Source organism: Kribbella sp. NPDC004875 (assembly GCF_042873375.1).
Lineage (GTDB): Bacteria > Actinomycetota > Actinomycetes > Propionibacteriales > Kribbellaceae > Kribbella.
This window is the reverse complement of record NZ_JBIALI010000011.1, coordinates 40,187-65,527: the sequence shown is the minus strand read 5'-3', so window position 1 is coordinate 65,527 and position 25,341 is coordinate 40,187. Positions and strand designations below refer to the sequence as shown.

At 69.1% G+C, this 25,341-nt stretch carries 26 protein-coding genes and 1 pseudogene; 14 read left to right on the top strand and 13 right to left on the bottom strand.

Features of this window, described 5'->3' with window-relative positions; all coding sequences use genetic code 11:
* Positions 1 to 9 precede the first annotated feature (9 nt).
* The 6 genes from ACFYRH_RS40055 to ACFYRH_RS40030 all read right to left on the bottom strand — a co-directional run bounded on the left by ACFYRH_RS40055 (position 10) and on the right by ACFYRH_RS40030 (position 7,488).
* Entirely contained in the window at positions 10 to 1,377 is a 1,368-nt protein-coding gene (locus ACFYRH_RS40055) for a hypothetical protein (RefSeq protein ID WP_387786020.1), read from the bottom strand.
* Positions 1,370 to 2,170, bottom strand: a complete 801-nt coding sequence (locus ACFYRH_RS40050; RefSeq protein WP_387786018.1) for an amidohydrolase family protein — start codon at positions 2,168 to 2,170, stop codon at positions 1,370 to 1,372. The genes ACFYRH_RS40055 and ACFYRH_RS40050 overlap by 8 nt, the downstream gene beginning before the upstream one ends.
* Positions 2,167 to 2,940: an amidohydrolase family protein gene (locus tag ACFYRH_RS40045; protein ID WP_387786015.1), complete on the bottom strand. Its 774-nt coding sequence runs from the start codon at positions 2,938 to 2,940 to the stop codon at positions 2,167 to 2,169. The genes ACFYRH_RS40050 and ACFYRH_RS40045 overlap by 4 nt, the downstream gene beginning before the upstream one ends.
* On the bottom strand, positions 2,933 to 5,050 hold the full coding sequence (locus ACFYRH_RS40040; protein WP_387786013.1) for a heparinase II/III family protein: 2,118 nt from the start codon (positions 5,048 to 5,050) through the stop codon (positions 2,933 to 2,935). Before ACFYRH_RS40040 ends, ACFYRH_RS40045 begins: the two co-directional genes overlap by 8 nt.
* 76 nt (positions 5,051 to 5,126) lie before the next feature.
* Positions 5,127 to 6,182, bottom strand: a complete 1,056-nt coding sequence (locus ACFYRH_RS40035; RefSeq protein WP_387786011.1) for a Gfo/Idh/MocA family protein — start codon at positions 6,180 to 6,182, stop codon at positions 5,127 to 5,129.
* A gap of 1 nt (position 6,183) precedes the next feature.
* Positions 6,184 to 7,488: an ABC transporter substrate-binding protein gene (locus ACFYRH_RS40030; protein ID WP_387786008.1), complete on the bottom strand. Its 1,305-nt coding sequence runs from the start codon at positions 7,486 to 7,488 to the stop codon at positions 6,184 to 6,186.
* 189 nt (positions 7,489 to 7,677) lie between these two features.
* Between ACFYRH_RS40030 and ACFYRH_RS40025 the strand changes: the two genes are divergently transcribed.
* The 5 genes from ACFYRH_RS40025 to ACFYRH_RS40005 are packed head-to-tail and all read left to right on the top strand — an operon-like array spanning position 7,678 to position 12,515.
* Complete coding sequence (locus ACFYRH_RS40025) at positions 7,678 to 8,559, top strand: carbohydrate ABC transporter permease (protein WP_387786006.1); 882 nt, start codon at positions 7,678 to 7,680, stop codon at positions 8,557 to 8,559.
* Positions 8,559 to 9,407 carry a carbohydrate ABC transporter permease gene (locus ACFYRH_RS40020; protein ID WP_387786005.1) on the top strand — a complete coding sequence of 283 codons (849 nt, stop codon included), beginning with the start codon at positions 8,559 to 8,561 and terminating at the stop codon, positions 9,405 to 9,407. Before ACFYRH_RS40025 ends, ACFYRH_RS40020 begins: the two co-directional genes overlap by 1 nt.
* A gap of 29 nt (positions 9,408 to 9,436) precedes the next feature.
* Complete coding sequence (locus ACFYRH_RS40015) at positions 9,437 to 10,951, top strand: hypothetical protein (protein WP_387786002.1); 1,515 nt, start codon at positions 9,437 to 9,439, stop codon at positions 10,949 to 10,951.
* Entirely contained in the window at positions 10,948 to 11,772 is an 825-nt protein-coding gene (locus ACFYRH_RS40010) for a fumarylacetoacetate hydrolase family protein (RefSeq protein ID WP_387786000.1), read from the top strand. Before ACFYRH_RS40015 ends, ACFYRH_RS40010 begins: the two co-directional genes overlap by 4 nt.
* Positions 11,772 to 12,515, top strand: a complete 744-nt coding sequence (locus tag ACFYRH_RS40005) for a sugar isomerase domain-containing protein (RefSeq protein WP_387785997.1) — start codon at positions 11,772 to 11,774, stop codon at positions 12,513 to 12,515. The genes ACFYRH_RS40010 and ACFYRH_RS40005 overlap by 1 nt, the downstream gene beginning before the upstream one ends.
* Here the strand turns inward: ACFYRH_RS40005 and ACFYRH_RS40000 are convergent.
* Positions 12,512 to 13,363, bottom strand: a complete 852-nt coding sequence (locus ACFYRH_RS40000; RefSeq protein WP_387785995.1) for an SDR family oxidoreductase — start codon at positions 13,361 to 13,363, stop codon at positions 12,512 to 12,514. The genes ACFYRH_RS40005 and ACFYRH_RS40000 overlap by 4 nt on opposite strands.
* Before the next feature lie 121 nt (positions 13,364 to 13,484).
* Here ACFYRH_RS40000 and ACFYRH_RS39995 point away from each other — a divergent pair, with 121 nt between their 5' ends.
* Positions 13,485 to 14,384, top strand: a complete 900-nt coding sequence (locus tag ACFYRH_RS39995; protein ID WP_387785993.1) for an AraC family transcriptional regulator — start codon at positions 13,485 to 13,487, stop codon at positions 14,382 to 14,384.
* Here the strand turns inward: ACFYRH_RS39995 and ACFYRH_RS39990 are convergent.
* Positions 14,357 to 15,433, bottom strand: a complete 1,077-nt coding sequence (locus ACFYRH_RS39990) for a LuxR C-terminal-related transcriptional regulator (RefSeq protein ID WP_387785990.1) — start codon at positions 15,431 to 15,433, stop codon at positions 14,357 to 14,359. The genes ACFYRH_RS39995 and ACFYRH_RS39990 overlap by 28 nt on opposite strands.
* Positions 15,434 to 15,554: 121 nt before the next feature.
* On the opposite strand from ACFYRH_RS39990, the gene ACFYRH_RS39985 reads away from it, so the two are divergent.
* The 4 genes from ACFYRH_RS39985 to ACFYRH_RS39970 all read left to right on the top strand — a co-directional run bounded on the left by ACFYRH_RS39985 (position 15,555) and on the right by ACFYRH_RS39970 (position 19,284).
* Positions 15,555 to 15,992, top strand: coding sequence for a cupin domain-containing protein (locus ACFYRH_RS39985; RefSeq protein WP_387785988.1), 438 nt, complete (start codon positions 15,555 to 15,557; stop codon positions 15,990 to 15,992).
* Positions 15,989 to 16,360, top strand: coding sequence for a DUF1304 family protein (locus ACFYRH_RS39980; RefSeq protein ID WP_387785985.1), 372 nt, complete (start codon positions 15,989 to 15,991; stop codon positions 16,358 to 16,360). The genes ACFYRH_RS39985 and ACFYRH_RS39980 overlap by 4 nt, the downstream gene beginning before the upstream one ends.
* A gap of 126 nt (positions 16,361 to 16,486) precedes the next feature.
* Entirely contained in the window at positions 16,487 to 18,028 is a 1,542-nt protein-coding gene (locus tag ACFYRH_RS39975) for an alkaline phosphatase D family protein (protein ID WP_387785983.1), read from the top strand.
* A 2-nt stretch (positions 18,029 to 18,030) separates the two neighbouring features.
* On the top strand, positions 18,031 to 19,284 hold the full coding sequence (locus ACFYRH_RS39970) for a hypothetical protein (protein WP_387785981.1): 1,254 nt from the start codon (positions 18,031 to 18,033) through the stop codon (positions 19,282 to 19,284).
* 22 nt (positions 19,285 to 19,306) lie between these two features.
* Here the strand turns inward: ACFYRH_RS39970 and ACFYRH_RS39965 are convergent, their stop codons facing one another.
* A complete protein-coding gene (locus tag ACFYRH_RS39965) occupies positions 19,307 to 20,347 on the bottom strand; it encodes an SDR family oxidoreductase (protein ID WP_387785979.1) in 1,041 nt (346 codons plus the stop codon).
* An 84-nt stretch (positions 20,348 to 20,431) separates the two neighbouring features.
* Here ACFYRH_RS39965 and ACFYRH_RS39960 point away from each other — a divergent pair, with 84 nt between their 5' ends.
* Positions 20,432 to 20,959, top strand: coding sequence for a TetR/AcrR family transcriptional regulator (locus ACFYRH_RS39960; RefSeq protein WP_387785978.1), 528 nt, complete (start codon positions 20,432 to 20,434; stop codon positions 20,957 to 20,959).
* A gap of 179 nt (positions 20,960 to 21,138) precedes the next feature.
* On the top strand, positions 21,139 to 21,651 hold the full coding sequence (locus ACFYRH_RS39955) for a hypothetical protein (protein WP_387785976.1): 513 nt from the start codon (positions 21,139 to 21,141) through the stop codon (positions 21,649 to 21,651).
* Here the strand turns inward: ACFYRH_RS39955 and ACFYRH_RS39950 are convergent.
* The 4 genes and pseudogenes from ACFYRH_RS39950 to ACFYRH_RS39935 all read right to left on the bottom strand — a co-directional run.
* Complete coding sequence (locus ACFYRH_RS39950; protein ID WP_387785973.1) at positions 21,645 to 22,175, bottom strand: YbhB/YbcL family Raf kinase inhibitor-like protein; 531 nt, start codon at positions 22,173 to 22,175, stop codon at positions 21,645 to 21,647. The genes ACFYRH_RS39955 and ACFYRH_RS39950 overlap by 7 nt on opposite strands.
* Before the next feature lie 25 nt (positions 22,176 to 22,200).
* Positions 22,201 to 23,493 (bottom strand): phosphodiester glycosidase family protein, encoded by a 1,293-nt coding sequence (locus ACFYRH_RS39945; protein ID WP_387785971.1) that lies wholly within the window; start codon positions 23,491 to 23,493, stop codon positions 22,201 to 22,203.
* A gap of 76 nt (positions 23,494 to 23,569) precedes the next feature.
* On the bottom strand, positions 23,570 to 23,692 hold the full coding sequence (locus tag ACFYRH_RS39940; RefSeq protein ID WP_387785968.1) for a nitroreductase/quinone reductase family protein: 123 nt from the start codon (positions 23,690 to 23,692) through the stop codon (positions 23,570 to 23,572).
* A gap of 94 nt (positions 23,693 to 23,786) precedes the next feature.
* Positions 23,787 to 23,915: pseudogene (locus tag ACFYRH_RS39935) on the bottom strand (nitroreductase/quinone reductase family protein); the annotation flags it as partial.
* 143 nt (positions 23,916 to 24,058) lie between these two features.
* Between ACFYRH_RS39935 and ACFYRH_RS39930 the strand changes: the two are divergent.
* Both ACFYRH_RS39930 and ACFYRH_RS39925 read left to right on the top strand, forming a co-directional pair.
* Positions 24,059 to 24,232 carry a hypothetical protein gene (locus tag ACFYRH_RS39930; protein WP_387785966.1) on the top strand — a complete coding sequence of 58 codons (174 nt, stop codon included), beginning with the start codon at positions 24,059 to 24,061 and terminating at the stop codon, positions 24,230 to 24,232.
* Positions 24,233 to 24,301: 69 nt separating this feature from the next.
* Positions 24,302 to 25,228: an AEC family transporter gene (locus ACFYRH_RS39925; RefSeq protein WP_387785964.1), complete on the top strand. Its 927-nt coding sequence runs from the start codon at positions 24,302 to 24,304 to the stop codon at positions 25,226 to 25,228.
* The last annotated feature ends 113 nt before the right edge of the window (positions 25,229 to 25,341 follow it).

The following is a 25,341-nucleotide window of genomic DNA, read 5'->3' as shown; positions in this document are numbered from 1 at the left end:
CCAAGACGGTCAGTCGAGCTTCTCGGTGAGTAAGCGGAACTGCTGACGCGGACGGCCACCGGCGGTGGAGCGGGCCGGGGGCAACGGCCAGGCGAGACCTGCCTCCACCAGTTCCTTCAGCATGCGGCGACCGGTCCGTTGGGTGACCTGCATGATGGCCGCGACGCCCTCGACGTCGACGACCACCTGCTGGCCGGTGGTGGAGCTCATGGCCGACGCGATCGAGGTGACGATCTCGAGCGCCCGCTGGTCGATCTGCGGCGCGCTGTCGACCGGAGTGGAGTCCGTCGTCGCCGGCCCCGGCTCGAGGTCCAGACGGTCGCCGCCACCGTCCAGGTACACGGCGACCTTCCCGCCGGCGGCCACCGAGTCCTCGACAGCCATCAGCGCGTTTGCCTCGGCTGCGCGCGCAGTCTGCCCCGTTCCCGCACCTACAGCGACGGGTACGCCGAGTTGCGCGGTCAGTGCACCAAGGAACGGTGCAACCGAGAACTGGTCGGTCAGCCGCACCAGAGCGCCGTACGTCGTCGTCACCAGGAACAACGTGTCGGACCGGCGGCTCACCGACGCGCCGACCTGGCGTGCCTCCGACAGCAGCTTCTGGTGGGTGAGCAACGCCAGCTCCTGCTGCCAGTAGTCACCCGACTCCGCCCGCGATCCACCGGTCGGAATGACCTGTACGGCGATCATCGCCAACTGATGCGCACCCATCCGCGTGCCCTGACCCAGCAGCACCGCGGTCTCCAGCGCGTCCCGCACACTCGACCGGGTCGGCGCGATCCGCAGGACGGGTACGCCGTCCGCGAGCAGCTCACGCTCCACCGAAAGGATCGTGGTCAACGCCACCGTCGTGTGCTGCCGCTCGAACTTCTCCCGGTGGAACGCGGCGAACCGGGCCACCGACTCGGGCCCGTCGTACGGGACGTCGTACACCTCGGCGGTTCGCAGGCCGATCTCGCTGTACGCCTCAGCGACGTCCGCGAGCGACAGCGAGTCGATGCTGACCCGGCTCAGGTCCACGCCGGGGATCGTCAGCGAGGCGCGCAGCAGGGCGGCGTACAACGCCGCGCCGGTCAACGGGAGGTGCGTGGAGGGAACGGTGAGCCAGTGGCCGGTCGTCGCCAGGTCGAACGCCCACGGGCCGGGGAACACGGCCGAGTCGATCCGGTCCCGCAGCCGCAGGTACCGCTCCTCGGCGTCGGCCTGGTCGTCGTACCCGCCGGTCAGGAACCGGACCCCGGGCACCGACCGGTCGGCGACCTCCTGCCCGACCTCCGCCATCGTCTTGACCAGCCGGCGCGGTCCGAACAGACCGACCGTCACCGACGGCAAGCGCTCGCCGGACACCGGCTCCGTTTGCTGCGTCTCGTCACTCATCGCCAACCTCTGGTTCCCCCGGCAGCGGCCGCCACCGGAACAGCTTGCGGGCGTTCCCGCTGAGAACATCTTGGCGTTGGCTCTCGGTCAGTGGTGCACACACCACCCGGCCGAGCGACATCCGCTGATCGATGAACGGGAAGTCCGAGCCGAACAGCACACGGTCGCTGCCCACCTGGTCCACCATCGACCGGATCAGCGGCCCGGTCATCTGTGAGCCGCACACCTCCAACCAGAGTGACCCGTACCGGCCCGCGGCCGCGATCGCCTCGTCGACCCCGGCCGGGGTGATCCCGGCATGCCCGAGGATCACCGGCGCACCGGGAAAGCGCTCCGCGACCGTCTCGAACAGCACCGGGGAGTCGTACGGCGAGTGGTGCTCGGAGTGGCTCAGCACCGGACAACCCGTCGACGCGGCGAACTCCCACACGCCGGCGTACCGCGCGCCGGTGACCGGGTAGCGGTGCAGGCTCGGGTGCACCTTGATCCCGACGAACCGTTCGTCGGCCGCGAGCCGGTCGAGCTCCCGCTCCGGGTCCTGCCACGGGTTGATCACCGCGTACGCCGCGATCCGGCCGGGATGCGCGTCGACGGCGGCGAGCGACTGCGAGTTGCCCAGGTGCGCGTCCTGCTGGATCGCCCGGTTCGCCGCGAGCACCGTGACCTCGGTCCCGGTCCGGTCCATCACCGCGACCATCGTCGCGGCGTCCGGCTCGGGGATGTAGAACAGCGAGTACGGGCCGAGGTGCGCGTGCACGTCGACGATCCCACGGCCCGGTCGCCGCCCGATCACGACCGGCCTCCAGCGGTACGCCGGACGCGGAACAGCCGACCGGCATTCCCGGAACCGACCAGTCGGACCGTCGCGTCGTCGAGTCCGGACCACGCCAGCCGGACGACACTCTCACCGGGGTCGCGCACCCCGAGTCCGGTCGCGAACAGCAGCCGGTCGGCGAGGTCATGGGCGGCCAGCCACTCGACGCCTTGGTGCGCGGCGAAGTCGACGAGGTCGACGTGGATGTTGGCGTGCCCGGACAGCGCGGCCCAGAGCTCGCGCAGCTTGCGGTAGCCGAGGTTCGACACGACCAGCGGGAGCTCTGGGAAGCGGGTCGCGATCGCGGTCAGTTCGGGCCAGGTGATCTCGGCGGCGTCGACACACAGCGGCAGGTGGTGGATCTCCAGGGCGCCGTACAACTCCTCGAGGAGCGCGGGGGAGTAGCCGTGCGACAAGGGGTGGATGCGGAAGGCGGCGACGCCGTCGTCCACCGCACGATCCACCAGCGCCGTGAGCGAGTCGAGTTCGCCGGGTGTCATGGGAACCGCGGTCCAGCAGGGGAGGACGCCGCGGTCGGCGAGACTGTGCGCGACCGCGGACGCCTCCGCGTTGCCGCCGATCGGGTCGTGCAACCAGGACGCCATCGCGCTCACCAGGGCGCCCGACATCGCATGCCGGTCCAGGTGCGCGGCGATCGCGTCACGATCCGTGGGCGGCAGCAGTGAGGCAGGGTGCGCGCCGGTGACGATCCGCGCGTCGAACCAGCCGCTCGTCACGTCGTCACTCATGCCGAATCCCGGCAACGGTCCAGGACCCGGCGTACGGGAGCGTCAGGTGGGTCCAGCCTTCCTCGTGCGCAGCGTCGATCGCCATGTCGTTCAGGCGAATCTCGTCGGCTGCGCGAACCCACAGCCCGCAACGCCCCGCGCAGGTGATCTCGAACCGCATCGCACCGTCGGACACCGCCACGAGTACGTCGACCTCGTCCGTGGCGCGGAGTAGCTCCGGCAGCTCGGTCACCTTCCAACCAGTTGCCCACGACAACTTCCCGTCGACGGTCCGCGTCCACGTGGACTCGCCGACCCGGTCGACCGTCTCGCCGATCGCGACCACCAGTTCACCGCCGAGGTGGTCGACCGAGACCTGGTCCGGTCGGCCGCCGGCGTGCGGCATCAAGACGGTGCGGAAGTCACCTCTCGATCGCCCGAAGGACAGCGTGTACAGCGGTCCGTACTCGGCGGCCTTGCGATCCGGGAACGGTCGTCGCGCGACGCCTTCGCCGCGCTCGACATTCGCCGGTCCGCCGACCTCGATCAGCAGCAATCCCGGTCCGTCATCGGCCGAGGCGTCGTACGTCGACGGCCCGACCTCACGCCACGGATGCACCGCATGCCAGAACGAACGGAACGTGTGCGGCCCCGTGGCCTCGTCCGTCACCACGACGTACGCCGGCTCCTCGCGCACCATCGCGATCGTGCGTGCCTGCGGTACGCCGTTCCCGTGATGCCGACCGGAGAACACCGCGACCACGCCCGTGTCGACCAGGGGATCAACCGCGACCCCACGATCGGTCGACAGTTCGCGACCGTCGATGAGCACTGTGTTGTGCCCCCGCCCCGACTGGAACCACGTCAGGTACTCCGGATCGTCATAGCTCGGCGGCCCACCCGCCTCCCACAGCAAGGGCTGCTGCCATCCGTCCAGCACGAGATCGAGTACTGCGCGGTGCGAGTGCGACTCCAGTTCGTGCTCGATGTGCGGCCCGTGGTTGATCACCGCGCGCAGCTCGTCGCTGCGCAGGATCGTGTACCCGGACTCCGGCAGGACCGTTGCGCGGGGCAACTGAATGCTGGGTGTGCCGGTGGTGTCCCGCACGGGGAACGAGGCCGCCTCGACGGCGAACTCCTCGGGCGACAGCCACTGCGCGGCAAACCCCGCGAGCGCCGGATCGTCCAAAAGGTAGCTCCCACGTACCAACGAAGCCGCCGGCCATTCGATCCCGCTGTCCTGCAGGTGCGGCAGCCACCCGCCCGACGACACCAGCTCGACCATCCAGTGGTGCATGGCTGCGAACCGTGGATGCCCTGCCACCGCAGGATCGATCCGCGCCGCGGTCTGCAGCGCGGTGAGTACCATCCGGTGGTAACCGGGCGACCGCTCGTAGTGCCCACCATCGGGGTAGATGTCCAGCACCAGGTGCTCCTCGATCCGCTGCCGTGCCCGCTCGGCCCACGCCGCCGACTCCACGAGTGACGGCAGTACGGCGCTGAGCTGCAGCAGTTCGGTCGCGCACACGAGCTGCCAGTTCCCGTGCCGGAAGACGTCATGCTCGTCGTACGCCCAGCGTGCACCGCCGACCAGGGTCGCGACCAGTCGGCCCCAGACGCAGTCCGACAGCGGGGACGTGGTCAGGACCTCGAGTGTCGGCAGCAGGCTGCGACAGCGCGCCCACGTCCCGAGCGAATACCAGATGGCGTCGAGGCCCGGCCATTCACCGGTCACCGAGTCGCGGTGCTCGACCCAGTCGTCCAAGTGCCGTTCGAAGGCTTGCAGATACCGTTCGTCACCGGTCAGCAGCCAGGCGTGGACCCCGGGCACCAGCCATCCGAGGTAGTGGAACCCGTACAGCTGCGAGCGTCCACGTCCCAGCCCGGTGACCTCGACACCCTCGAGGAGCGGAGCAGCAGCAGCCAGTACGGCGTCCGCGGCCGGCGTGGACCGGATCGCGTCGACCCACTCGGGCAACGGCCACGCGGGACGCCGCAGCTCACCGGCCACGAAGGCCCGGAGGCCGGCGAGATCGGTGGCCGGTGATCCGAACGCCTTGATCAGGTCGTCCGTCCCGATCCGGTTGATCCGCCCGTCGATGTGCCGCGGCTTCTCAGGCCCCTTGCTCATCCACGTCCTCGCTTCGCTCCGGGCGCGGATGAGACACGATGCACGCTGTCCTTTGTGATGAACTCACTCCGTTCGTTCATGCCAGCCCAGGATCGGCGAGCATCGAGACGTCGACCGGCTGCCGCGTCTCGATCGACCGGTGCGCGGCCTCCAGTACGGCGGTGACGTTGCGGCTGCTCTCGATCGTGATCAGCGGCTGCCGCCCGGTCCGGCTGCAGTCCACCCAGTGCGCGATCGCGTCGGCGTACGCACCGGACGGGATGCCGTGCATGACCCGCTGGAGCATGTTCCGCGGGTAGCTGTACCCGTCCGGCTTCGCCAGTACGACGCTCTCCTTCTGGCGATCCAGCTGGACGACACCGTTGTCGGCGACGACCGACACGTAGGAGTCGACGGTGGTCGGGAACGTGTTCGGGTAGATCCACGCTGATTCGAAGGTCGCCACCGCGCCGCGCGAGTACTCCGCCTGGATCTGGATCGCGTCCGGGGTGTCGATGCCGAGCGACCGGAGCTTTCCCCAGCGGGCGGTCGCGTAGACCCGGCGTACCTGGTCGCGGAGCAGCCAGGAGACCAGGTCGATGTCGTGGCTGGACAGGAACCAGGCGCAGGTCGTGCGGTCGGCCCAGGACAGCATCTCGGTGGGTACGAAGATCGTGTCGTCCTTGCGGGCGTACGCGACCGCGGCGTCACCGAGGTCCGCGAGCAGCTCGTGGGCCTGGGCGTACGCCGGCACCCAGCGGTGGTTGAACAGGCACATCGCGACCACTCCGTGCTCACGGATCGCCTGCACCGCCGCGTCCGCCTCGGCGACCGATGTGGTCATCGGCTTCTCCACCAGGATGTGCTTGCCTGCCTCGGCGGCGAGCACCATCATCTCGCCGTGGACGTCGTCCGGGGTGGTGAGGACGACGGCGTCCACCGTGTCGTCGGACAGCAGCGCCGCCAGATCGGGACGGAGCGTGGGGCGTGGTGCGCCGCGGCCGGCGATCTCGTCGGCCAGTTGCCCGGCCGACGCCGCCGACCTGCTGGTCACCGCGGTGATCTCGGCGTCGGCCCGGCCGGACATCGAGAACGCGTTGCCACGCCCCATGATCCCGGCCCCCACAATCCCGATCCGCAACACGTCCGTCACGTCATTTGCCCTTCGCCAGAGTGTCGTTCCACGCCTTCTCGGCGTCGTCCAGTGCCTGCTTCGCGGACTTCGTGCCGGACATGAACGCGCGGACCTGGTCGTCGAACAGCTGCCGGAGCTGCTCGTCGTTCCCGGAGCCCATCGACGCGTCCACGCTCTGCTTGAAGGTGTCGACCAGGATCTTGCGGGCCTGGTCGGCGGGCGTGTTCCCGGTGATGTCGGTGAAGAACGGGTCTTCGAGCGCCTTCACCGACGACGGGTAGATCGGGACCAGCTTGCAGAGTGCGAGCTGCTGTTCGGGCGCGGCGACGTACTTGAGCCAGGCGGCCGCCGCGGCCTGGTTGTCGGACTTCGCCGGGATGCCCATCACCTGCTGGCCGGGCATGTAGAACTTGCCGTCGGCACCGAGTGCCGGCGGACCGACCACGATCGACGAGTACACCGCGGGCGCGTTCTTCTGCACGTTCAGCAGCGAGCTGGACACGGCGGCCGGGTTGAACGCGATCAGCTTGTTCTCCAGCGACTGCGGCAGGTCGCGCGGGTTCTCGCTGAGCGCGCCGGGAGCGATCGCGCCCGAGGTGAACAGCGGCTTGAACTTCTCCAGCAGCGCAAGCGTCTGCGGGGTGTTGAACGCGGCCTTCTTGCCGTCCTCGGACAACAGCGCGACACCGTCGGCCTGGACGACACTCGAGTACGACATGAAGTTCGTCGCCGACTTGCCGGTGGCGTCGTGGTACTTCTTCGCCAGCGCGAGCGCGTCGTCGTACGTCTTCGGCGGCTTCGCCGGATCGAAGCCGGCCTTGGCCAGCAGATCCTTGTTGTAGAACGACAGCGACGTCCCGCCGTTGTACCAGGGGATCGCGATCCGCTTGCCGTCGACAACCATCGGCTCGGCAAGGTTGGGTAGGTAGGCGGCGACGTCCTGCTGGCTGAACAGCGAGTTCAGGTCCGCCATCGACCCGGCGAACAGGCCGGTCGTCGCCGAGGTGAAGTTGACGACGTCCGGCACCTTCCCGCTGGCCAGCGCCGCCAGCAGTTTGGTGGTGATGTCCGCACCCGGGACGTCGACCCAGTTGATGTGAACCTTCGGGTGTTCCTTCTGGTAGGCGTCGATCCACTTCTGGATGTCCGGCCCGTAGTTCTTCTGCAGGTTGATCGTCCACCACTCGACGTCACCCGAGTAGGCGTCGCTGGACTGCTGTTCGGCGTCGCCGCCGGCCGGGCTGCCGGAGACACAGCCCGCGAGGGCGAGGACGAGCGTGGCGACCACGGTGGTGATGCGGAGTCTGTGCAGGGGACGGGCCATCGTCGGCTCCTCGGAACGGAATGTCCTAAACCTGGCTTACAGACATCAGAGTGTTCGCCATCGAGAAGCACGAGTCAACGGACAAAGCGCCGAAATTTTCCGTAATTACCGCTTCCGGAGTGATCCGATCTGCGTTACGGTTCCCGTCAGCTTGGATCTGAAATCTGGGTTTCAGACACGAGGAGCAGCATGCCGGGTCTCAAAGGTCGCGTGGTCGGCCAGCACTGGTACACGCCGTACGTGTTCATGCTGCCCGGGCTGCTGTTCTACGCCGCGATGTTCGCCTGGCCGGCGGTGATCGCGATCCAGCTGGCGTTCTCCGACTACGACATCGTGCATCCGGTGCGGTTCTCGGGGCTGGACAACTTCGTCCGGCTGGCGCACGACCCGAGGGTCTGGATCGCGTTGCGGAACTCGCTGCTGTTCGTGCTGATGTTCCTGCCGCTGACGGTGATCGCGCCGCTGTTCCTGGCGATGCTGGTGAACCTCAGGCTGCGGGCGATCCAGGCGTTCCGGATGCTCTACTACCTCCCGGTGATCACGTCGATGGTCGCGGTGGCGGTCGCCTGGCGATACGTGTTCAACCGCGAGGGCGTCGTGAACTGGTTGCTCGGCCTGTTCGGCGCCGGGCCGACCGACTTCCTGCTCGACCGGCATTGGGCGCTGCCCACGGTGGTGCTGCTGGAGGCGTGGAAGAACGCCGGTCTGTTCATGATGATCTACCTCGCCGGTCTGCAGGCCGTCCCGTCGGACCAGATCGAGGCCGCGACGATCGACGGTGCCAACGGGTGGCAGCGGCTGATGCACGTCGTCGTACCGTCGCTGCGGCCGACGTTCGCGGTCACGCTGGTGCTCAGCATGCTCGAGGCGATGCGCGCGTTCGAGTCGGTCTACGTGCTGACCCGGGGCGGGCCGCTCGACTCCACCCTCACCCTCGGCTACTACATCTGGTCGAAGGCCTTCGAGGACTACGACATGGGCTACGCGAGCGCGGTCGGCCTGCTGCTGTGGGCGATCATGATCGTCCTGGCCGGCTTCAACCTGTTGGTGACCCGGCGGAGGGATGTCTGATGGCTCGAAGGTTGTACCGCCGTCCGCGGCGGATCCACCTGCGCCGAATCGGTCTCTACGTCCTCCTCGTCGCGGTCGCCCTGCTGTTCATCGGGCCGTTCCTGATCCTGCTCAGCGCCGCGACCAAGCCGGCCAACCAGGACGTGTTCGGCTTCCCGCCGGACCTGATCCCGCGACCGCCGGTCGCCGACTGGTTCCGCGAGGCGTGGACGACGATCCCGTACGCGCGGTTCCTGGTGAACTCGGTCATCTACGTCGGCATCACGATCCCGGTGTACCTCGTGGTGTCCGCGCTGACGGCGTACCCGCTGGCCCGGATCGCGTTCCGGGGCCGCGGTGTGTTCTTCATGCTGTTCCTGTCGATCATGTTCCTGCCCGGCGAGCTGATGCTGATCCCGCGGTTCCTGGTGATGAGCCAGCTCGGGCTGACCGACACGTTCGCGGCGGTGATCCTGCCCGCGATCCTGTCCTCGCTCGGGATCTTCCTGCTCCGCCAGGCGTTCTCGCAGATCCCTGACGAGATCATCGAGGCGGCCCGGGTGGACGGCGCGAACGAGTTCGCGATCTTCTGGCGGATCTGCGTGCCGATCGTCGCCCCGACCCTGGCCGTACTGGCGATCCTCGGGTTCGTCTCGGTCTGGAACAGCTTCATCTGGCCGCTGGTGGTGCTGACCAGCCAGTCGAAATTCCCGATCGCCCTCGGGATCGCCTATCTGAGCGGCGTCTCCGGCACCGACGTCCGCGGTCTCGCGGCCGGCACGGTGATCTCGCTGGTGCCGGTCGTCGTCGTCTTCCTGTTCCTGCAGAAACGCATCCTCAACAGCATGGGTGGCGCCGTCAAAGGCTGACCCCCCGCCCCTACCTTTGTGAGGCATCGATGCAGCTCAGCCGTCGCACACTCCTGCTCGGAACCACCGCCGGCGGGATCGCCGCCTGGACCGGTCTCCCAGCCCTCTCCGCCGCCGCCGACCCACTCGTCTACGACTCACCCGCCGCCTTCGACGCCGCGCAGGCGGGGTACCTGGCCTCGAACCCGCAGGACAACGAGGCCGGGCTCTATGCCTGGGGCGAGTCGTACTTCCTGCTCAGCCTCCTGCGGATGTACGAGGCCTACCAGGACGAGCGCTACCTCAAGACGTTCGAGGACCGCGCCCACCACCTGATGAGGACCACCGACCACGCGCGCAAGGTCACCGACTACAAGGGCCGCTCCGGCAAGGTCTGGCGCACCGCCGGCAACTACACGGCCGGCCACGGCGTGCTGCCCGACGGCACCGGACAACCTGCGGTCCAGTTGCGCTGGGCGGGCACCCGGTCCGCGGAGTCGACGGCCGAGGTCTCGAATGTTGCCGATGGCACCTTCACGCTCGTACTCCGGAACCCGGCCACCACGACCGTCGTGACACTGGCCGGCGTGACGCTTGATCCCGCCTCGCCGTCGTACGTCGTCACTGCGGTGAACAACGCCTACAACGCGGGACTGCGCTGGACCGCGGTCGATCTGCGGGACGCACCGGCCGCGGCACCCGCGAAGGCCGGCACGATCGCCTTCCAGCCGCAGTACTACGTTTTCGCCGTTCACACCGGGATGGTCGCGTTCCCGATGGCGCGGTACGCGCGGATGGTGCTGCAGTCGGCGAAGCTCCGGAAGGGGACGCGCCAGCAGTTCGCGCGGGAGGTGCTCGACGCGGCCACCGAGGCGGTCGCGTTCCACGACGACGAGTGGGTCTCGCGACCGGACGGGACCGGGGACTTCGTCTGGCCGAAGGGCGCACCGATCCCGTTCGACGGGACGATCCAGCCGTACAACCAGAGTCAGGCGATCGGCCAGGTGCTGATCGAGCTGTTCCGGGTCACCGGCAATCCGCAGTACCGGACCCGCGTGCTGCAGATGCTGAAGGCGTACGAGCCCGCGCTGCGGCCCGTCGGGGACGCGTACGTGTGGACCTATTGGCCGCCGTACAGCGAGTTGTACGCCGGTTATCCGAAGACCGCCGGGATCTCGGAGTACACGCCGTCGTACCCGGCGTCGAAGCAGATCGAGGACCTGAGCCACGCGGCGATCAGCACCGAGTTCGTGCATGCGGCGTACGACGCGGGGATCGACGGCGGGCCGGCGACCGACGTCCAGCGGTTCACCAAGACGTTCACGCAGAACCTGGTCCGGTCGGCGACCGAGGTCTGGTACCGCGTCGACGGGACCGGGGACGCGGTACCGGCCAATGCGGTGCAGTGCGCACGCTGGGGTGCGTACGCCGAACAGGACGTGCTGGTCTATCAGCAATCGTTGCGTGTCTACGACGCCGTACAACTCGTGCCGGTGCAAGGCTCGCATGCATTGGGTATCGCGTATCTGAACTGGGCCAAGAACGCTGGTTGGAGGAACAAGTGAAACTGCTCCGGATCCATACCCCGGAGGGACTCCGCGACGCCGTGCTGAACGAGGACGGCGGCGTGCTGCCGCTCTCGGGCCCGTCGGAGCCGTTCGACGCGGACAGGTGGCGCTCGCGAACGCCGACGGGGTTGTCCTTGAACTACGCCGACGTCCGGCCGGCATCACCGCTCGACCCAGGGAAGATCGTGTGTGTCGGACTGAACTACGCCGACCATGCGGCCGAAGGCGGGCAGCAGGCGCCGGCCGAGCCGATCCTGTTCATGAAGGCGCCCGACACGGTGGTCGGTGCGTACGACGACATCGTCATCCCGCGCGGTGCCGAGAAGACCGACTGGGAGGTCGAGCTCGGCGTGGTGATCGGGCGCACCGCGGCGTACCTCACCGACGAGGCGGACGCGATGGCGCACGTCGCCGGCTATGTCCTGGTGAACGACGTGTCCGAGCGGCATTTCCAGCTGGAGCGCGGCGGTGGTCAATGGGACAAGGGCAAGAACGCCGCGACGTTCTGCCCGCTCGGCCCGTGGATCCTGACCGCGGACGCGGTACCCGACCCGCAGGCGCTCAGGCTCGGCCTCGACGTGAACGGTACGGCGATGCAGGACAGCTCGACTGCCGAGATGATCTTCGGCGTCGCCTTCCTCGTGCACTACGTCTCGCAGTTCATGACGCTCTACCCGGGTGACGTGATCAGCACCGGTACGCCGGCCGGCGTCGGCGCGGGCCAGAAGCCGCCGCGGTTCCTGCGCGAGGGCGACGTCCTGCGGGTGTGGGCGGACGGCCTGGGAGAGCAGCGCAACCGGCTCGTCGCGGCGCCCTGATGAGCGCCTACCTGACCGCGATCACAGGCCTGCTCGGGCGGATCGAGGCCGAGGAACAGGACTCGATCGCGACCGCCGCGGGCGTGCTCGCGGACCAGATCGCCGCCGACCGCCTGGTCCACGTGTACGGACCGGGCGGTCACTCGAACCTCGCGGCGCAGGAGATCTTCTTCCGCGCCGGCGGTTTGATGCACGTCTCCGCGATCCTCGACGAGGGCACGCTGCTGTCCAACGGCGCGCTCCGCTCGATGGCGGTCGAGCGTACGCCGGGGTACGGGCGGATCGTGATCGCCAACGCCGGCCTGGGGACGGGCGACGTACTGGTGCTCGTCAACGCCTACGGGATCAACGCGGCGCTGATCGATGCCGCGTCGACCGCGCGGGACTCCGGCGTACGGACCATCGGTGTGAGCTCCCGGCAGCACGCGGAGCAGACCGCCGCGGATCACCCGGCCCGGCATCCGTCGGGTGCGAACCTGCACGACGTGGTCGACGTCGCTGTCGACACGAAGGTGCCGATCGGCGACGCGGTGCTGGAGTTCGACGGGCTGCCGGAGCGGGCCGGGGCGGTCTCGACGTTCGCGAACGCGTTCGCGCTGAACACGATCGTGCTGCGGACGCTGGAGGAGTTGCTGTCCCGGGGCATCTCCCCGCCGGTGTGGCGCAGTGGCAACGCACCCGGCGGGGACGAGGCGAACGCCCAGTTCCTCGACCGCTTCCGGCAGCGGGTCCGCTGGCTCTAGTTCTTCAGGGCAGTCGCGATGGCCTCGGCGATCGGCGTGGTGGGGCGGCCGATCAGCTTGCTGAGGTCGTCGCTGCGGCGGGCCAGGCGGCCGCGCTGGATCGCGTTGTCGACCCCGACGAACAACTGCGCCACCGGCTCCGGGAAGCCGGCGCCGACCAGGACCTGCGCGTGGTCGGCGGGCGAGAGGTTGTTGTAGGCAACGTTCTGTCCGGACTGCTTCGACAGCTCGGCGGCGTACTCCGTCAGCGTCCAGTCGGTGTCACCGTTCAGCTCGTACGCCTTCTGCTCGTGCCCGTCACCGGTCAGGACCGCGGCCGCCGCGGCCGCGTAGTCCCGCCGCGCGGCCGACGCGATCCGGCCGTCACCGGCGCTGCCGAGAACCCCGTTGGCCAGCTGTACGGCGATCTGGTCGGTGTAGACCTCGTTGTACCAGCCGTTGCGCAGGAACGTGTACGGCAGTCCGGAGTCGAGGATCGCCTGCTCGGTCGCGCGGTGATCGGCCGCCAGGTCGAAGTCGGCCTCCGGGCCGCCGAGAACGCTGGTGTAGGCGATCCGGGCGACGCCGGCGTCCTGCGCGGCCGCGACGACGGCCTTGTGCTGGTCCAGCCGGTTCGGCTCCAGACCCGAGATCAGCAAGACGGTGTCGCCGGCGCCGAAGGCCTTGCCCAGCGCGTCCGCGTCGTTGTAGTCGGCGATCCGGACCTCGACGCCGCGCTCGGCGAGCGGGGCGGCCTTCTCGGCGTTCCGCGCGACCGCGACGACCTGGTCGGCCGGGACCCGCTGGAGCAGCTCGTCGACGACGAGAGTGCCCAGGTGTCCGGTAGCGGCGGTGACGACGATGCTCATCAGTACTCCTCGTGATTGACGTTGTGTCACCGACAGTAGACCGGAGTGGTGAGCGGATGTATGTCTATGGAGCGCTCATTTATGTCTCATCGTCTTGACGGATGCGCGTATCATGACAGGCATGGATGTGCTTGCCGATGTCGTCACCGCGATGAAGACCGGCCCCGCCACCTCCGGACGCACCGACGTCCGGGGCCCGTGGGGTCTCGGCTTCGTGCACTCGTTCGGCGCCACCTTCCACCTCGTCCTGCAGGGTACGGCGTGGTTGCTGCCGCTCGACGGTGAGCCGATCCCGCTCGGCCCGGGCGACGCGGTGCTGCTGCCGCGCGGCCTGGACCATTCGCTCGTCGACCACCCGGACTCGCCGGTGGTGCCCTTCGACCCAACCGTCGAGGAGCCGCCGCAAGGTCAGGGCGCCCGTTCGTTGCTGCTGTGCGGGACCTACCTCCTCGACCGCGAGCGGCCGCATCCCGTGTTGAGCCGGTTGCCCGACGTGGTCGTCGTACCGGCGAACCCGGGGAAGCACCGGTCGTTGCATACGGCAATCAGCATCCTGGGTGAGGAGCTCGACGCGCAGCGGCCGGGTGCGGCGGCCGTCGTGCCGGCGCTGGTGGATGCGTTGCTGGTGCTGATTCTGCGGGCCTGGTTCGAGGACAACGACTGCCCGACGGAGCGGGGCTGGGCGCGGGCGCTGACCGATCCCGCGGTGGTGCAGTCGCTGGAGCTCATCCACGAGAGGCCGGGCGCCGCGTGGACTGTGGCCGATCTGGCGGCGGCTGTCGGGTTGTCCCGGGCGGCCTTCGCGCGCCGGTTCACGGACGCGGTGGGCGAGCCGCCGCTCACGTACCTGTCCCGCTGGCGGATGACGACCGCGGCGCGGCTGCTGCGCGACCACGACCAGCCGCTCGCCACGGTGGCGAAGGAGATCGGCTACACGTCGGAGTTCGCGTTCGCGAAGGCGTTCAAGCGCGACTTCGGCGTACCCCCAGGGACCTACCGCAAGCAGCTCACTCCGGCCTGAGCCGGCGTCAGGTCGTCCGGCCGGAGCGTCGCGACCAGCTCGCCGCGGCTGCGGACGCCGACCTTGGCGAACGCGGACTTCAGGTGGTCCTGGATCGTGTGCGGCGAGATCGACAGCCGGTCGGCGATCGCGTTCGTGGTGTGCCCCGAGATGACCTCCAGGCAGATCTCGCGCTCCCGCACGGTCAGGCCGTACGCCGCGAGCAGCATCCCGACCAGGTGCCGGCCGGACGCCGGCTCGATCGTCACCACGACTTGGTCGTCGGTGTCGCCTTCGCCGATCAACCTGCTGCCCTGCAGGACGACCCAGCCGCCGGATGCGGTCTGTACCCGCGCCTGGAACGTCCCGGACGTCGCCGCTCGGGTGCCCGTGTCGACCGCGCGCAGCAGCACGCCGAAGCGTCCGGGTGCGATCTCGTCCAGCTCGTCCTGCCAGGTCCGGGCGGCCGCCGTGATCGCGCGTGGTTCGCCGCTCGGTCCGGTGACGACGATCGACGGGCCCGCGCCGCCGCGGTACCCGTGCGCATCCGTCCGGACCGCGACCCGCGTCGCCGCGCCGATCACCGGCGCCACGGACTGCAGGAACTCGACCTCCCGGTCGCTGAAGTCCGGCCCGCCACGCACGAACCCGGCCGCGCCCCAACAGTCCCCGTCGACCGTGAACGTGGTCCGCACCTCGTGCTCGATCCCGAGCGGCCGCCACACCTCGTTCAACCGACGATGCCCGACCACGTCCCGGTGCGGCAGGTCCGAGAGCCGCGCGACCTGGTGATCACGACGGGCCAGCTCCGCGAAGGAGTTCGGCACCGTCCCGGCGTACTCCGTTTCCGCCAGTCGCGGCTCGTACTCCGCCGGGATCCGCGCGGCGCCGCTGGTCATCGAGCTGATCACCAACGTGGCCGGATCGATCCCGGCCCAGCACGTCAGCTCGCTCCCGATCACCCGCTCGACCACTTCGATCGCGGCCGAATGCAGCGCCGCGACCCCCATCCCCGATGTCGCAAGCGCCGCGATGTCCCGCCGCGCGGTGAGCGCCCGGCCCTCCCACATGAGGCCAGTATGCGCCGCCGCACCCCGGCCTCCTATCCCCGAAATGTGGGGATTCCGGCCGCGTTCGAGACCCAGTTGCGCGGGATGTCGATCGCGCCGCACGCTTCCTACCGTCGCCGGTATGACCGAATCAGTTCACCTCAGCAACGCGGGCAACGGCGCCGAGTATGCCGCCCCGGACGCGACCGTGACCGTGAAGATCGGCGCCGACCACACCGACGGACAGTACGAGGTCTTCGAGATCGACGCGCCCCGCGGTCCCGCGGCGCCGCTGCACAGCGAGTCCTGGAGCAAGGCGTTCTACGTCCTGCAGGGCCGGATCCTCGTGCAGGCAGGCGATCAGGGCTACGACCTCGGTCCGGGGTCGTCGATCAGCATCCCGGCCGGCACCCTCAACACCTTCTCGGTGCTGACGCCGTCGGCGAAGTTCCTGACCATCAGCCAGACTGGCCGGATGGGCGCGTTCTTCGCCGAGTTGTCCGGCGCCGACCCTACCGACTACGTCGCGCTGGGCGAGCTCTCCCGCCGGCACGGCGTCCTCCTGGCAGGGACGACATGAGTACGGCGGCGCAGGTGCTGGCGCTGGTGATCGCCGGGATGCTCGTCGTGGTGTTCGTGATGGAGGCGCTGTTGTACCGGAACCCGCGGCTCTACCCGCTGTTCCTCACCAAGCCGCGGGACTTCGACGCGATCCGGCTGTGGACCGTGAACGTGGGCTGGTACAACCTGACGACCGCGGTCGCGCTGGTCGCGGGCGTCGTACTGGCTGCGACCGATCAGGTGCCGCAGGGCGAGGCGCTGGTGACGTTCACGGCCGCGCAGCACACCTTCCTGGCTGTCGTGCTGGTCGTTTCGGAGCGCCGACTCTGGTTCAACGCCCTGCTGGAAGGGATTCCTGCCGCGGTTTTGCTCATCCTTGTCCTGTAGGAAACTTACGGGTTCTGCGTAATCATGGGCAGCAAGCACCACACACACTCAAGGTTCCCCAATGGTCACCGGCAGTTCGACCGGAGCGGGGGCCTACCGCCCTGAGTACCCGTGAAGGTGAGGCCCATGAGCCCAATCAGTCGCAGGACCCTCGTTCTCGGCGGACTCGCCGCGGCTGGTGCCGGCGCCCTCCCGGCTGCCGCCCAGTCGTCCGTGATCACCGCCACCGCCGCCGTCCCGTACCCGTTCCAGCTGGGTATCGCCTCCGGTGAGCCGGACGCGAACAGCGTCGTGCTCTGGACCCGGCTGGCCCCATCGCCGACCAACGCCGACGGTCAGGGCGGCATGGCGAACGCCGACGTCGCCGTCGACTGGCAGGTGTCGACCACCGACACGTTCAGCACGCTGGTCTCCTCCGGCACCGTGACCGCGCAGTACGCGTCGGCGCACTCGGTGCACGCGATCGCGGGCGGTCTCAGCCCGGACGCCGACTACTTCTACCGGTTCCGGGCCCAGGGCCACATCTCGCCCGTCGGCCGGACCCGCACCACCCCGGCGGTCGGCGCGGCCGGCCGTGACCTGCTGATGGCCTTCACCTCCTGCTCGCACTACGAGGAGGGATATTTCACCGTCTACCGCCGGATGGCCGAGGAGAACCCGGGGGTCATCCTGCACCTGGGCGACTACATCTACGAGTACGGCGCGACCTCGGGCCGCCCACGGCTGCACCTCGGCAGCGAGATCGTGTCGATCGCGGACTACCGCCGCCGGTACGCGCAGTACAAGACGGACCCGGATCTGCAGGCCGCGCACGCTGCCGCGCCGTGGATCGTCGTACCGGACGACCATGAGGTGGAGAACAACTACGCCGGCACGGTGCGGGAGAACAACACCCCGGCGCTCACCGCGGCGCAGTGGACCGCGCGGCGGTCGGCGGCGTACCAGGCGTACTACGAGAACATGCCGCTGCGGCCCGCGCAGGTGAACAGCGGCAACAGCATCCAGCTGTACCGGCGCCTGCGGTGGGGGAGCCTGGCGACCTTCCACATGCTCGACACGCGTCAGTACCGCGACGACCAGGCCTGTGGTGACGGCTGGAAGGATTGTTCGGACGCCGACCTGGCAAGCCGCAGTCTGCCCGGCAACCCGCAGGAGACCTGGCTGCTGGACGGACTGAACCAGCACCTCGGGACCTGGGACATCATCGGCCAGCAGGTGTTCTTCGCCCGCCGGTTCAACTCGACCGGCGCCAGCATGGACTCCTGGGACGGGTACCGCGCCTCGCGGGCCCGGATCCAGCAGGGCTGGGTCGACCGGTCGGTCCGCAACCCCGTCGTACTCACCGGGGACGTGCACCGCGCGTGGGCCAACGACATCAAGGCCGACTACAACAACGCGAACTCGGCGACCATCGGCACCGAGCTCGTCACCAGCTCGGTCACCTCGAGCGGTGACGGCGACGGCTCGACCACCGTTCCGGATGTCGGCACCAACCCGTGGCTGAAGTTCTACAACAACCGCCGCGGCTACGTCCGGGCGACGGTCAGCCCCACCGAGATGCGGGCCGACTTCCGCAACGTCGCGAAGGTGTCCGAGCACGGCGCCGCCGCGGCGACCGTGAAGTCGTTCGTCATCCAAGACGGCCGCCCCGGCCTGCAGGCGGTGTGACGATGAAGAAGACGCTCGCTATCACCGCCATGGCAGCGATTGCGCTGACCTGCACGGCCACCACGGCCGATGCGCACATCGCCGCGCCCACCTGGGTCGCGGCCAACAGCGTCTCCACCGGCGACCAGGACGTACCGTCGGTGGCGATCAACAAGAACGGGTACGTCGCCGTTGTCTGGGAGGACGACCGCGACACCGACAACGCGACCGACAACGTGCACAGCGAGATCTACCTTCGGCTGTTCCGCAACGGGACTGCGGTCTACGAGAAGAAGCTGTCTGCTGGTGGCTCCAGCGGAGTGACCAACTGGCGGCACCTGCATCCGGACGTCGGGCTCGACGACAACGGCAACGCGGTCGTGGTCTGGCAGGACGACCCGGACGGCAACGGGTACTACAACATCCCGTACCGCGTCGTGAACACCGCGGGCACCGTCACCGCGTCCGGAAACGCCAACAGCAGCTCCACCGGCCAGCAGATCAACCCTCGAGTCGCTGTGGACCCGGATGGTGCGCCCTCGGGTGCTGCTGTCGCCTTCACCGCAGTCTGGGAAGACATCCAGACCGGTGCGGCGCCGACGGTCAAGGCAGCCGGCTTCACTGGCCCGACCACACGCGCCTGGGAGGTGACCGCGTCCGCGACGACCGGGCAGAACCACAACCCGGACGTAGGCGTATCGGCCTCGGGTGATGCGGTTGTCGTGTGGGACGACGACAGCGACGGCAACGGGTTCTACCAGGTCGGTCTGGTCCGGCTGGCTCGTTCCAACGGTTCGGCAACGCTGTCCCGTCGGTCCGCGAACGCAACGGCCGACGGTCAACAGCAGCACGCGTCGGTGGCCGCCAACTTCAACGGTGACTTCGCAGTGGCCTGGGAGTCCGACCACACCGGTACGGCGGGCGCCTGGACCCGTAGCTTCACGTCGACCGGCACTGCGCGGTACGCCGACACGCTGGTCGCGAACGGCGGCACTTGGCCGTCGATCGGCATCGACAACGACGCACAGTCCGTTGTCGGGTGGACAGTCCAGGGCACCGACCCCGACGTCTGGGTCCGCGGCTTCGGCACGGACGGTACCGACACGGGCCGCCTGTCATCCCAGCAGCTCAGCTCGGTCACCACAGGCCGCCAGGAGCAGATGGCCGTCGCAGTCTCGCCGTACGCCGAGGTAGCAGTCGCCTACACCGACGACAACGACGGCAACACCTACGACCAGGTCATGCTCGGCACGGGAATCTCCAACAACAGTTGGTGATCTGGAGCGGCGCGCTGTCCTGCTACACGGACAGCGCGCCGTGCGCGAGCAGGCTCTCGGCGGTCTCGGCGATGGTGTCGCCGACCGGGCGGGGCTTCCAGCCGAGGATCCGCTCGGCCTTCGCGCTGGTCGCGTCGAAGTCCTGCCCGAGCTGCGGCCGCAGCGCACGCAATTGCGGGTTGACGATGCCGAGGACGCGCGCGAGGACCACGGGCAGCTCGCGGGTCGGTGCCTTGGCGGCCCGGTCCCCGAGCCGCTCCCGCAGGATGCGGGCGACCTCGACCATCCGCAGGCTGCGGCCGGCCGACGCGAGCCACCGTTCACCGGCCGCCGCCGGGTCGGTCATCGCGCGGAGGTGCAGGTCGGCGACGTCGCGGACGTCGACCCAGCTGGTGCCGAACGGCGGGCAGGCCGGAACGGAGCCCTCTAGCATGCCGCGAATCGTCCGCAACGACGGCGGATCATCCGGTCCGAGCACCGGACCGAGCACAGCGACAGGATGTACGGCGGCGAACTCGAGCCCGTCGCCTTCGTCTCGAATGAACTGCCAGGCGGCGCGTTCAGCCAGCGTCTTCGACTTCTGGTACGGCGCGATGTCCGCGTCCACGTTCGTCCAGTCCTGCTCCGTGTACGGCGCCGACCGTCGCGGATGCCCGTACCCGATCGCACCGAACGCACTGGTCAGCACGACCCGGCGTACCGAGGCGTCGCGGGCGGCCCGCAGAATCCGCAGTACGCCGTCCCGCGCGGCGGCGATCATCGCCTCCTCGCTCTCGGGTGCGTTCCGCAGCGTCGGCGAGGCGACGTGCAGTACGTACGTACATCCGGCGACCGCGTCCGCCCATCCGTCGTCGCTTTGCAGTTCGGCGCGGACGACGGTCAGTCGCGCGTCTTCGAAGTCCGCGTCTTCGAATTCGGCGGCGCCGTGCAGCTGGGCGCGGAGCGTGGGCTCCTTGCGCAGGTCGCGAACCGTCGTGCGGACGGCGTACCCGGCCTGCAGCAGGGTCAGCACGCACCAACTTCCGATGAACCCGGATCCTCCGGTCACCAACACCTTGTCCATGCGAGTGCCATCCCTGGGGTAAATTATCTGGAGAGGTCTCCAGATAAGGTAGTGGAGAGGTCTCCACTTAGCAAGCGAGGTGTGGTGGTTCGTTCAGATGCCCGGGAGAACCGGGAGCGCATCCTCGCGGCCGCGCGCGAGGCGTTCGCGGCCGACGGGTCCACGTCGATGAACCAGATCGCGCAGCGGGCGCGCGTCGGCGCGGGCACGCTGTACCGCAACTTCCCGACCCGCGAGGCGCTGGTGCTCGCGATCTATCAGGAGGAGGTCGAGCGGTTCGTCGGCACCGTTCCGGAGTTGCTGTCCGAGCTGACGCCAGTGGAGGCGCTGCGCAGCTGGACGACCGATCTCGTCGACGCGATGCGCCGCAAGCACGGCCTGGGTGCTGCGCTCGGTCCGAATGCGCAGCAAGCGATCACCGAGCAGACGTACGGGCCGGTGATAGCTGCGATCACGGAGCTTCTCGACGCCGGGAAGAAAGACGGGAGTATCAGGGCGGATGCGGACCCGGGGGACTTCCTGCAGCTCACCGGAGCCCTTTGGCGTGCCGGTGCGGACCGTTCGCCCAGGATGCTCGGGCTGATCCTCGACGGGCTGTCAGCGTGCACGTAGGCGCCGGTCGACAGCGTCTCAGGGCACGTCATGAGCCGGTCACCCCTCTCCAGCGCCGCGCGCAGGGCGTGCAGCGCGTAGACCTCAGGAGTACGTACGACGGCCGCAGACGGTTCAATCCGAAACTTCCTGAACCGCCGGCCCGGATCGCGCGTATCTGCGGGGGAGAGGAGATTCCGATGAAAACCACAATCTTGTTGCTCGGAGCAACCGTAGCCGCGGTCGGTACACTGGCCGCCTGCGGCGGCGGTTCCACGCCGGTCACCGGCGGTGGCGCCCCGGCCGGTGCCGCGATCGCGGTCCACGACGTCAGCGGCGTCGGCCAGACCCTGGTCGACGCCTCCGGGAAGACCTTGTACTTCGCCGACCAGGAAGCCGGCGGAATGATCAAGTGCACCGGAGGCTGCGTGAGCATCTGGGTGCCCGCCACCGGGACCACCGCCGACACCAAGGCGGTCTCCGGCCTGGGCACGCTGAAACGCTCCGACACCGGCGCGGACCAGCTCACCTACCAGGGCAAGCCGCTGTACACCTTCAAATTCGACACCGGGGCCGGCCAGGCCAAGGGCAACAACGTCTCCGACGCCTTCTCCGGGACCAACTTCACCTGGCACGCTGCCACGACCTCAGCGGCCGCACCGACGACGTCGCCCTCCCAGTCCTCGGGCGGAGGTGGCGGCTACGGCTACTGACGCGCGTAGACCGCGGTGAGCCGACCGCGGGCGACAGCCGCACTGTCGATGGCTGCGAGAGCCTTGTCCAGGTCGGCGCCGTTGGGCAGGTCCGTTGTCTTGGACAACGCATAGACCGTGAAGCGGTAGTGGTGAGTGCCTTTGGGCGGGCACGGGGCGAAGTACGCCGGTGTGCCGTGTGAGTTCTTCGCCTGGAGGGCGCCTGACGGCGGGGTGCCTACGGTGAGCGACGTGACCTTCGGGTCGATGTTCAGCAGGACCCAATGGGTGAACGTGCCCTTCGGGGCGTCGGGATCGTCGACCACGATCGCCAGCGACTTCGCCTCCGCCGGTACGCCGGTCCACGCGAGCGGGGGCGACGTACCGGCCCCGTCGCAGGTGTACTTCGCGGGGATCGACGCGCCGTCGCGGAAGGCCGTGCTCGTGACGCTGATGCCGGACGGGGCCGTGGTGGCGGGTTCTTTCGACCCGCCACCACAGCCGGCCGTCAGCAGGACGGCGGTCGTCACAAGGAGCAGACGCACGCCTTCACGGTACTGCGCGAGCCGCTCAGCGGTTCGGGACGAAGACGACCGCGTCGCCGACCGCGCGCTCGGCGCCGCCGGTGTTGCTCGGGTGGTTGACGACGGTGCCGTCCTGCAGCGCCATCGCGGTCGACCCGCCGCCGTCCAGGTTGATCGCGTCGGTCAGGCCGAGGGCCTTGGCGACCGCGGCCGTCTCGGCCATCGTGGTGCCGACGCTGGTGGTCTGCCGGCCGTCGATCGTGGCCAGCACGATCTTCCCGTCCCGCGTCGTCCCGGCGATCGTCCGCGGGTTGCGGTCGAAGAAGCTGCCGGTGCCGCCCGGCACGACGATCTCGCCGTTCTTGGTCAGCTGGTAGCGACCGGTCACGCCGTACAGGCCGTGGCGCAGCGGGACCTTGCGGCCGTTCTCGTCCGACACCGCGAGGTCCGTGCGCAGGCAGCCCTTGGCGGCGACCTTCAGCAGCGCGACGGTGTCCTGGCCGGTGGCCTGCAGTGAGGTCTGGCCGGCGGTGAGGGTGGTGCCGCGAGTTGTCGCCGTACGGACGACGCAGCCGCGGCGGTCGAGCACGACCTCGACACCGGCGCCGGATGGCGTCCCGGCGGCGAACTCCGGCGTGAACCGGACGACGTCACCGGGCACCGTGCACGCGGTCTGGTCGGGCAGGGTGGCGCAGGCGGTCGGCACGACCGGCGGGTGGTTGATGAATTCCAGCGGGAGATCCGCGGTGGTGAACCGGTTGTGGACGCTGCCGGTCCAGCGCAGGTGACCGGTCACCACCTTGTTGCTTTTGGCATCGATCACCAGGTTGGCCTCGGTCGGGTCGGTGAGCGGCTCGCTGAGCAGCTTGCCGTCGGAGATCCCGACCCCGACCGGATCACCCGGGTACGTCGGGTTCGCGGTGAACGTGAAGAACGAGGCATTCACCCCGGCCAGGGCACCTGACGACTTCACCAGGTCCGAGGTCTTCTCCACGCCCGCGAGGTCCGGACCGTAGGTGGTGCGCAGGTGGCCCTCGGCGCGTCGCGGGTCGATCGTCAGCACGTTCACGACCCACGGGCCGCGCGTCGTGGTGTTGATCTGGTCGGCCGGTGCGGGATCGGTACCGCGGACGATCCGGGTCAGCGTGACGCCGCGCGCCACCGCCCGGTCGGTGCGGGTCTCCACCAGACCGGCGTCCCCGATCGGCAGCCCCTGCACCGCCACAGCAGTCTGGTCCCCGCCGGACGTCGCATCGGCGGTTGAGATGCCGGTGGCGAGGACTCCGAACGCCGCGCCCGCGGCCAACGCGGTCTTGAACACTCGAGCGGAAGTAGTCATGTGGACCATCGTCGGAGTTCGCGGTGGAATGTTTCCACTCCAGCGCCTGACCCGGCAGCATCTTCCAGGTGACGGTTCAGGGTCGCGGTACGAGCTTGATCACCGGAAGTTCGCGGTCGGTCTTCTCCTGGTATTCGCCGAACCGGGGTGACGCGGCCACGATCTGCTGCCAGGCCTCGTCCCGCTCGGCACCGTGCAACTGTTCGCCCCGAACGTCCAGGGGTCTGGCCTTCGATGTCGATCTTCACCTTGCCGGGGTTGGCTGCGAGGTTGTAGTACCAGGCCGGGTTGCCCGGCGCGCCGGCCGCGGACGCGACGATCAGCCGGCTGCCGTCGGCGCCCGGGAACCAGCCGTCCGGCGTGAACCGCTCGGCGCCGGACTTGCGCCCGATCGTCCGAAGCACCAGGGCGTCGAAGCCCATCATCTTCTTGGCGGTCCCGCGCCGGATCCGGCGGGAGCTTGCCCAGCTGTTCGGGGTCGAGAAGGCGGCGCTCGCCGGGCTGATGGATCGCATCGAGAAGCGGGCTCGCTGCGCGTTCCGCCGTACCGGGGGATCGGCGGGCGGTGCGGGTGACGCTGACGGACGCGGGACGACAAGCGGCGACCGCCTTCCATGCCGATCTGGGTGCGGCGTTGGGGGAGCTGACCGCGCCGATGCCGGCGGCGGATCTGGAGCTGTTCCAGCGCGCGGTCGAGGGCATCCTGACGAGGTGCCGCACATCACCGTCCAGCGAGTGAGCCACCCGGGGCTCTGGACAGCGCTTTCCCTTACGATCGCGAACGTGCCCAATCCCTTGAGTGCCTGACATGTCCGCCGTCGTCGGTGCCTTCGGAGCGCTGGTCGCAGTGGCCGTGCTCGGGTACGTCGTCGGCGCCTTCGGGGTGCTGCGCTCGGAGGACGAGCTGGTCCTGTCCCGGCTGGCGTTCTTCGTGGCGACTCCGGCGCTGCTGTTCACGACGGTGGCGCGCGCCGACCTGCGGTCGATCTTCTCGGTCGTGCTGATCACCAACCTGGTGAGTCTGTTCGTGGTCCAGGTGATCTTCCTGGTGATCGCGGCGGTGATCTGGCGGCGGACCCGGTCCGAGGCGACGATCGGGGTGCTCGCGTCGTCGTACGTGAACGCGGGAAACCTCGGCGTACCGGTGGCGGCGTACGTCCTCGGAGACGGGGCGCTGGTGGCGCCGATCGTGTTGTTCCAGGTGCTCGTGATGGCGCCGGTGGCGTTCGCCGTACTGGACGGGGATCGGCAGGGGTCCGGGCGGCGGGTGTCGCTGCGGACCATCGTGACGCGGCCGCTGCGCAACCCGCTCACGGTGGCGTCGTTGCTCGGGTTGCTCATGTCGCTGCTCGGAGTACGGCTGCCGGAGATCGTGATGCGCCCGATCGACCTGGTCGCGGCCGCCGCGGTACCGGTCGCGCTGGTCGCGTACGGGTTGAGCCTGAGCAGGGGCACCAAGAACTCGGTCACCTTGCGGCGGGACGTCGTACTCGCGGTCGGCCTGAAGACGTTCGTGCAGCCGCTGGCGGCGTACGGGATCGCGCGCTGGGCCCTCGACTTGCACGGCACCGCCCTGCTGGCGCCCACGCTCCTCGCCGCGCTACCCACCGCCCAGAACGTCTACGTGTACGCCGTTCACTACCGCGCCAGCCGCACCCTCGCGAGAAGCGCCGTACTCCTGAGCACGCTCCTGTCCATCCCGGTAATGATCCTGATCGCCGGCCTGCTCGCCTAGCTGTGATGCCCAGGCAGGTGGTCCAGCTTCGGGGAGGATCTTGCACCCAAATCGGCCAGTAATCCTCCCCAGCCTGCCGCCCGCGAGACCAAATTTGGTTGTCTTAGTCGAAT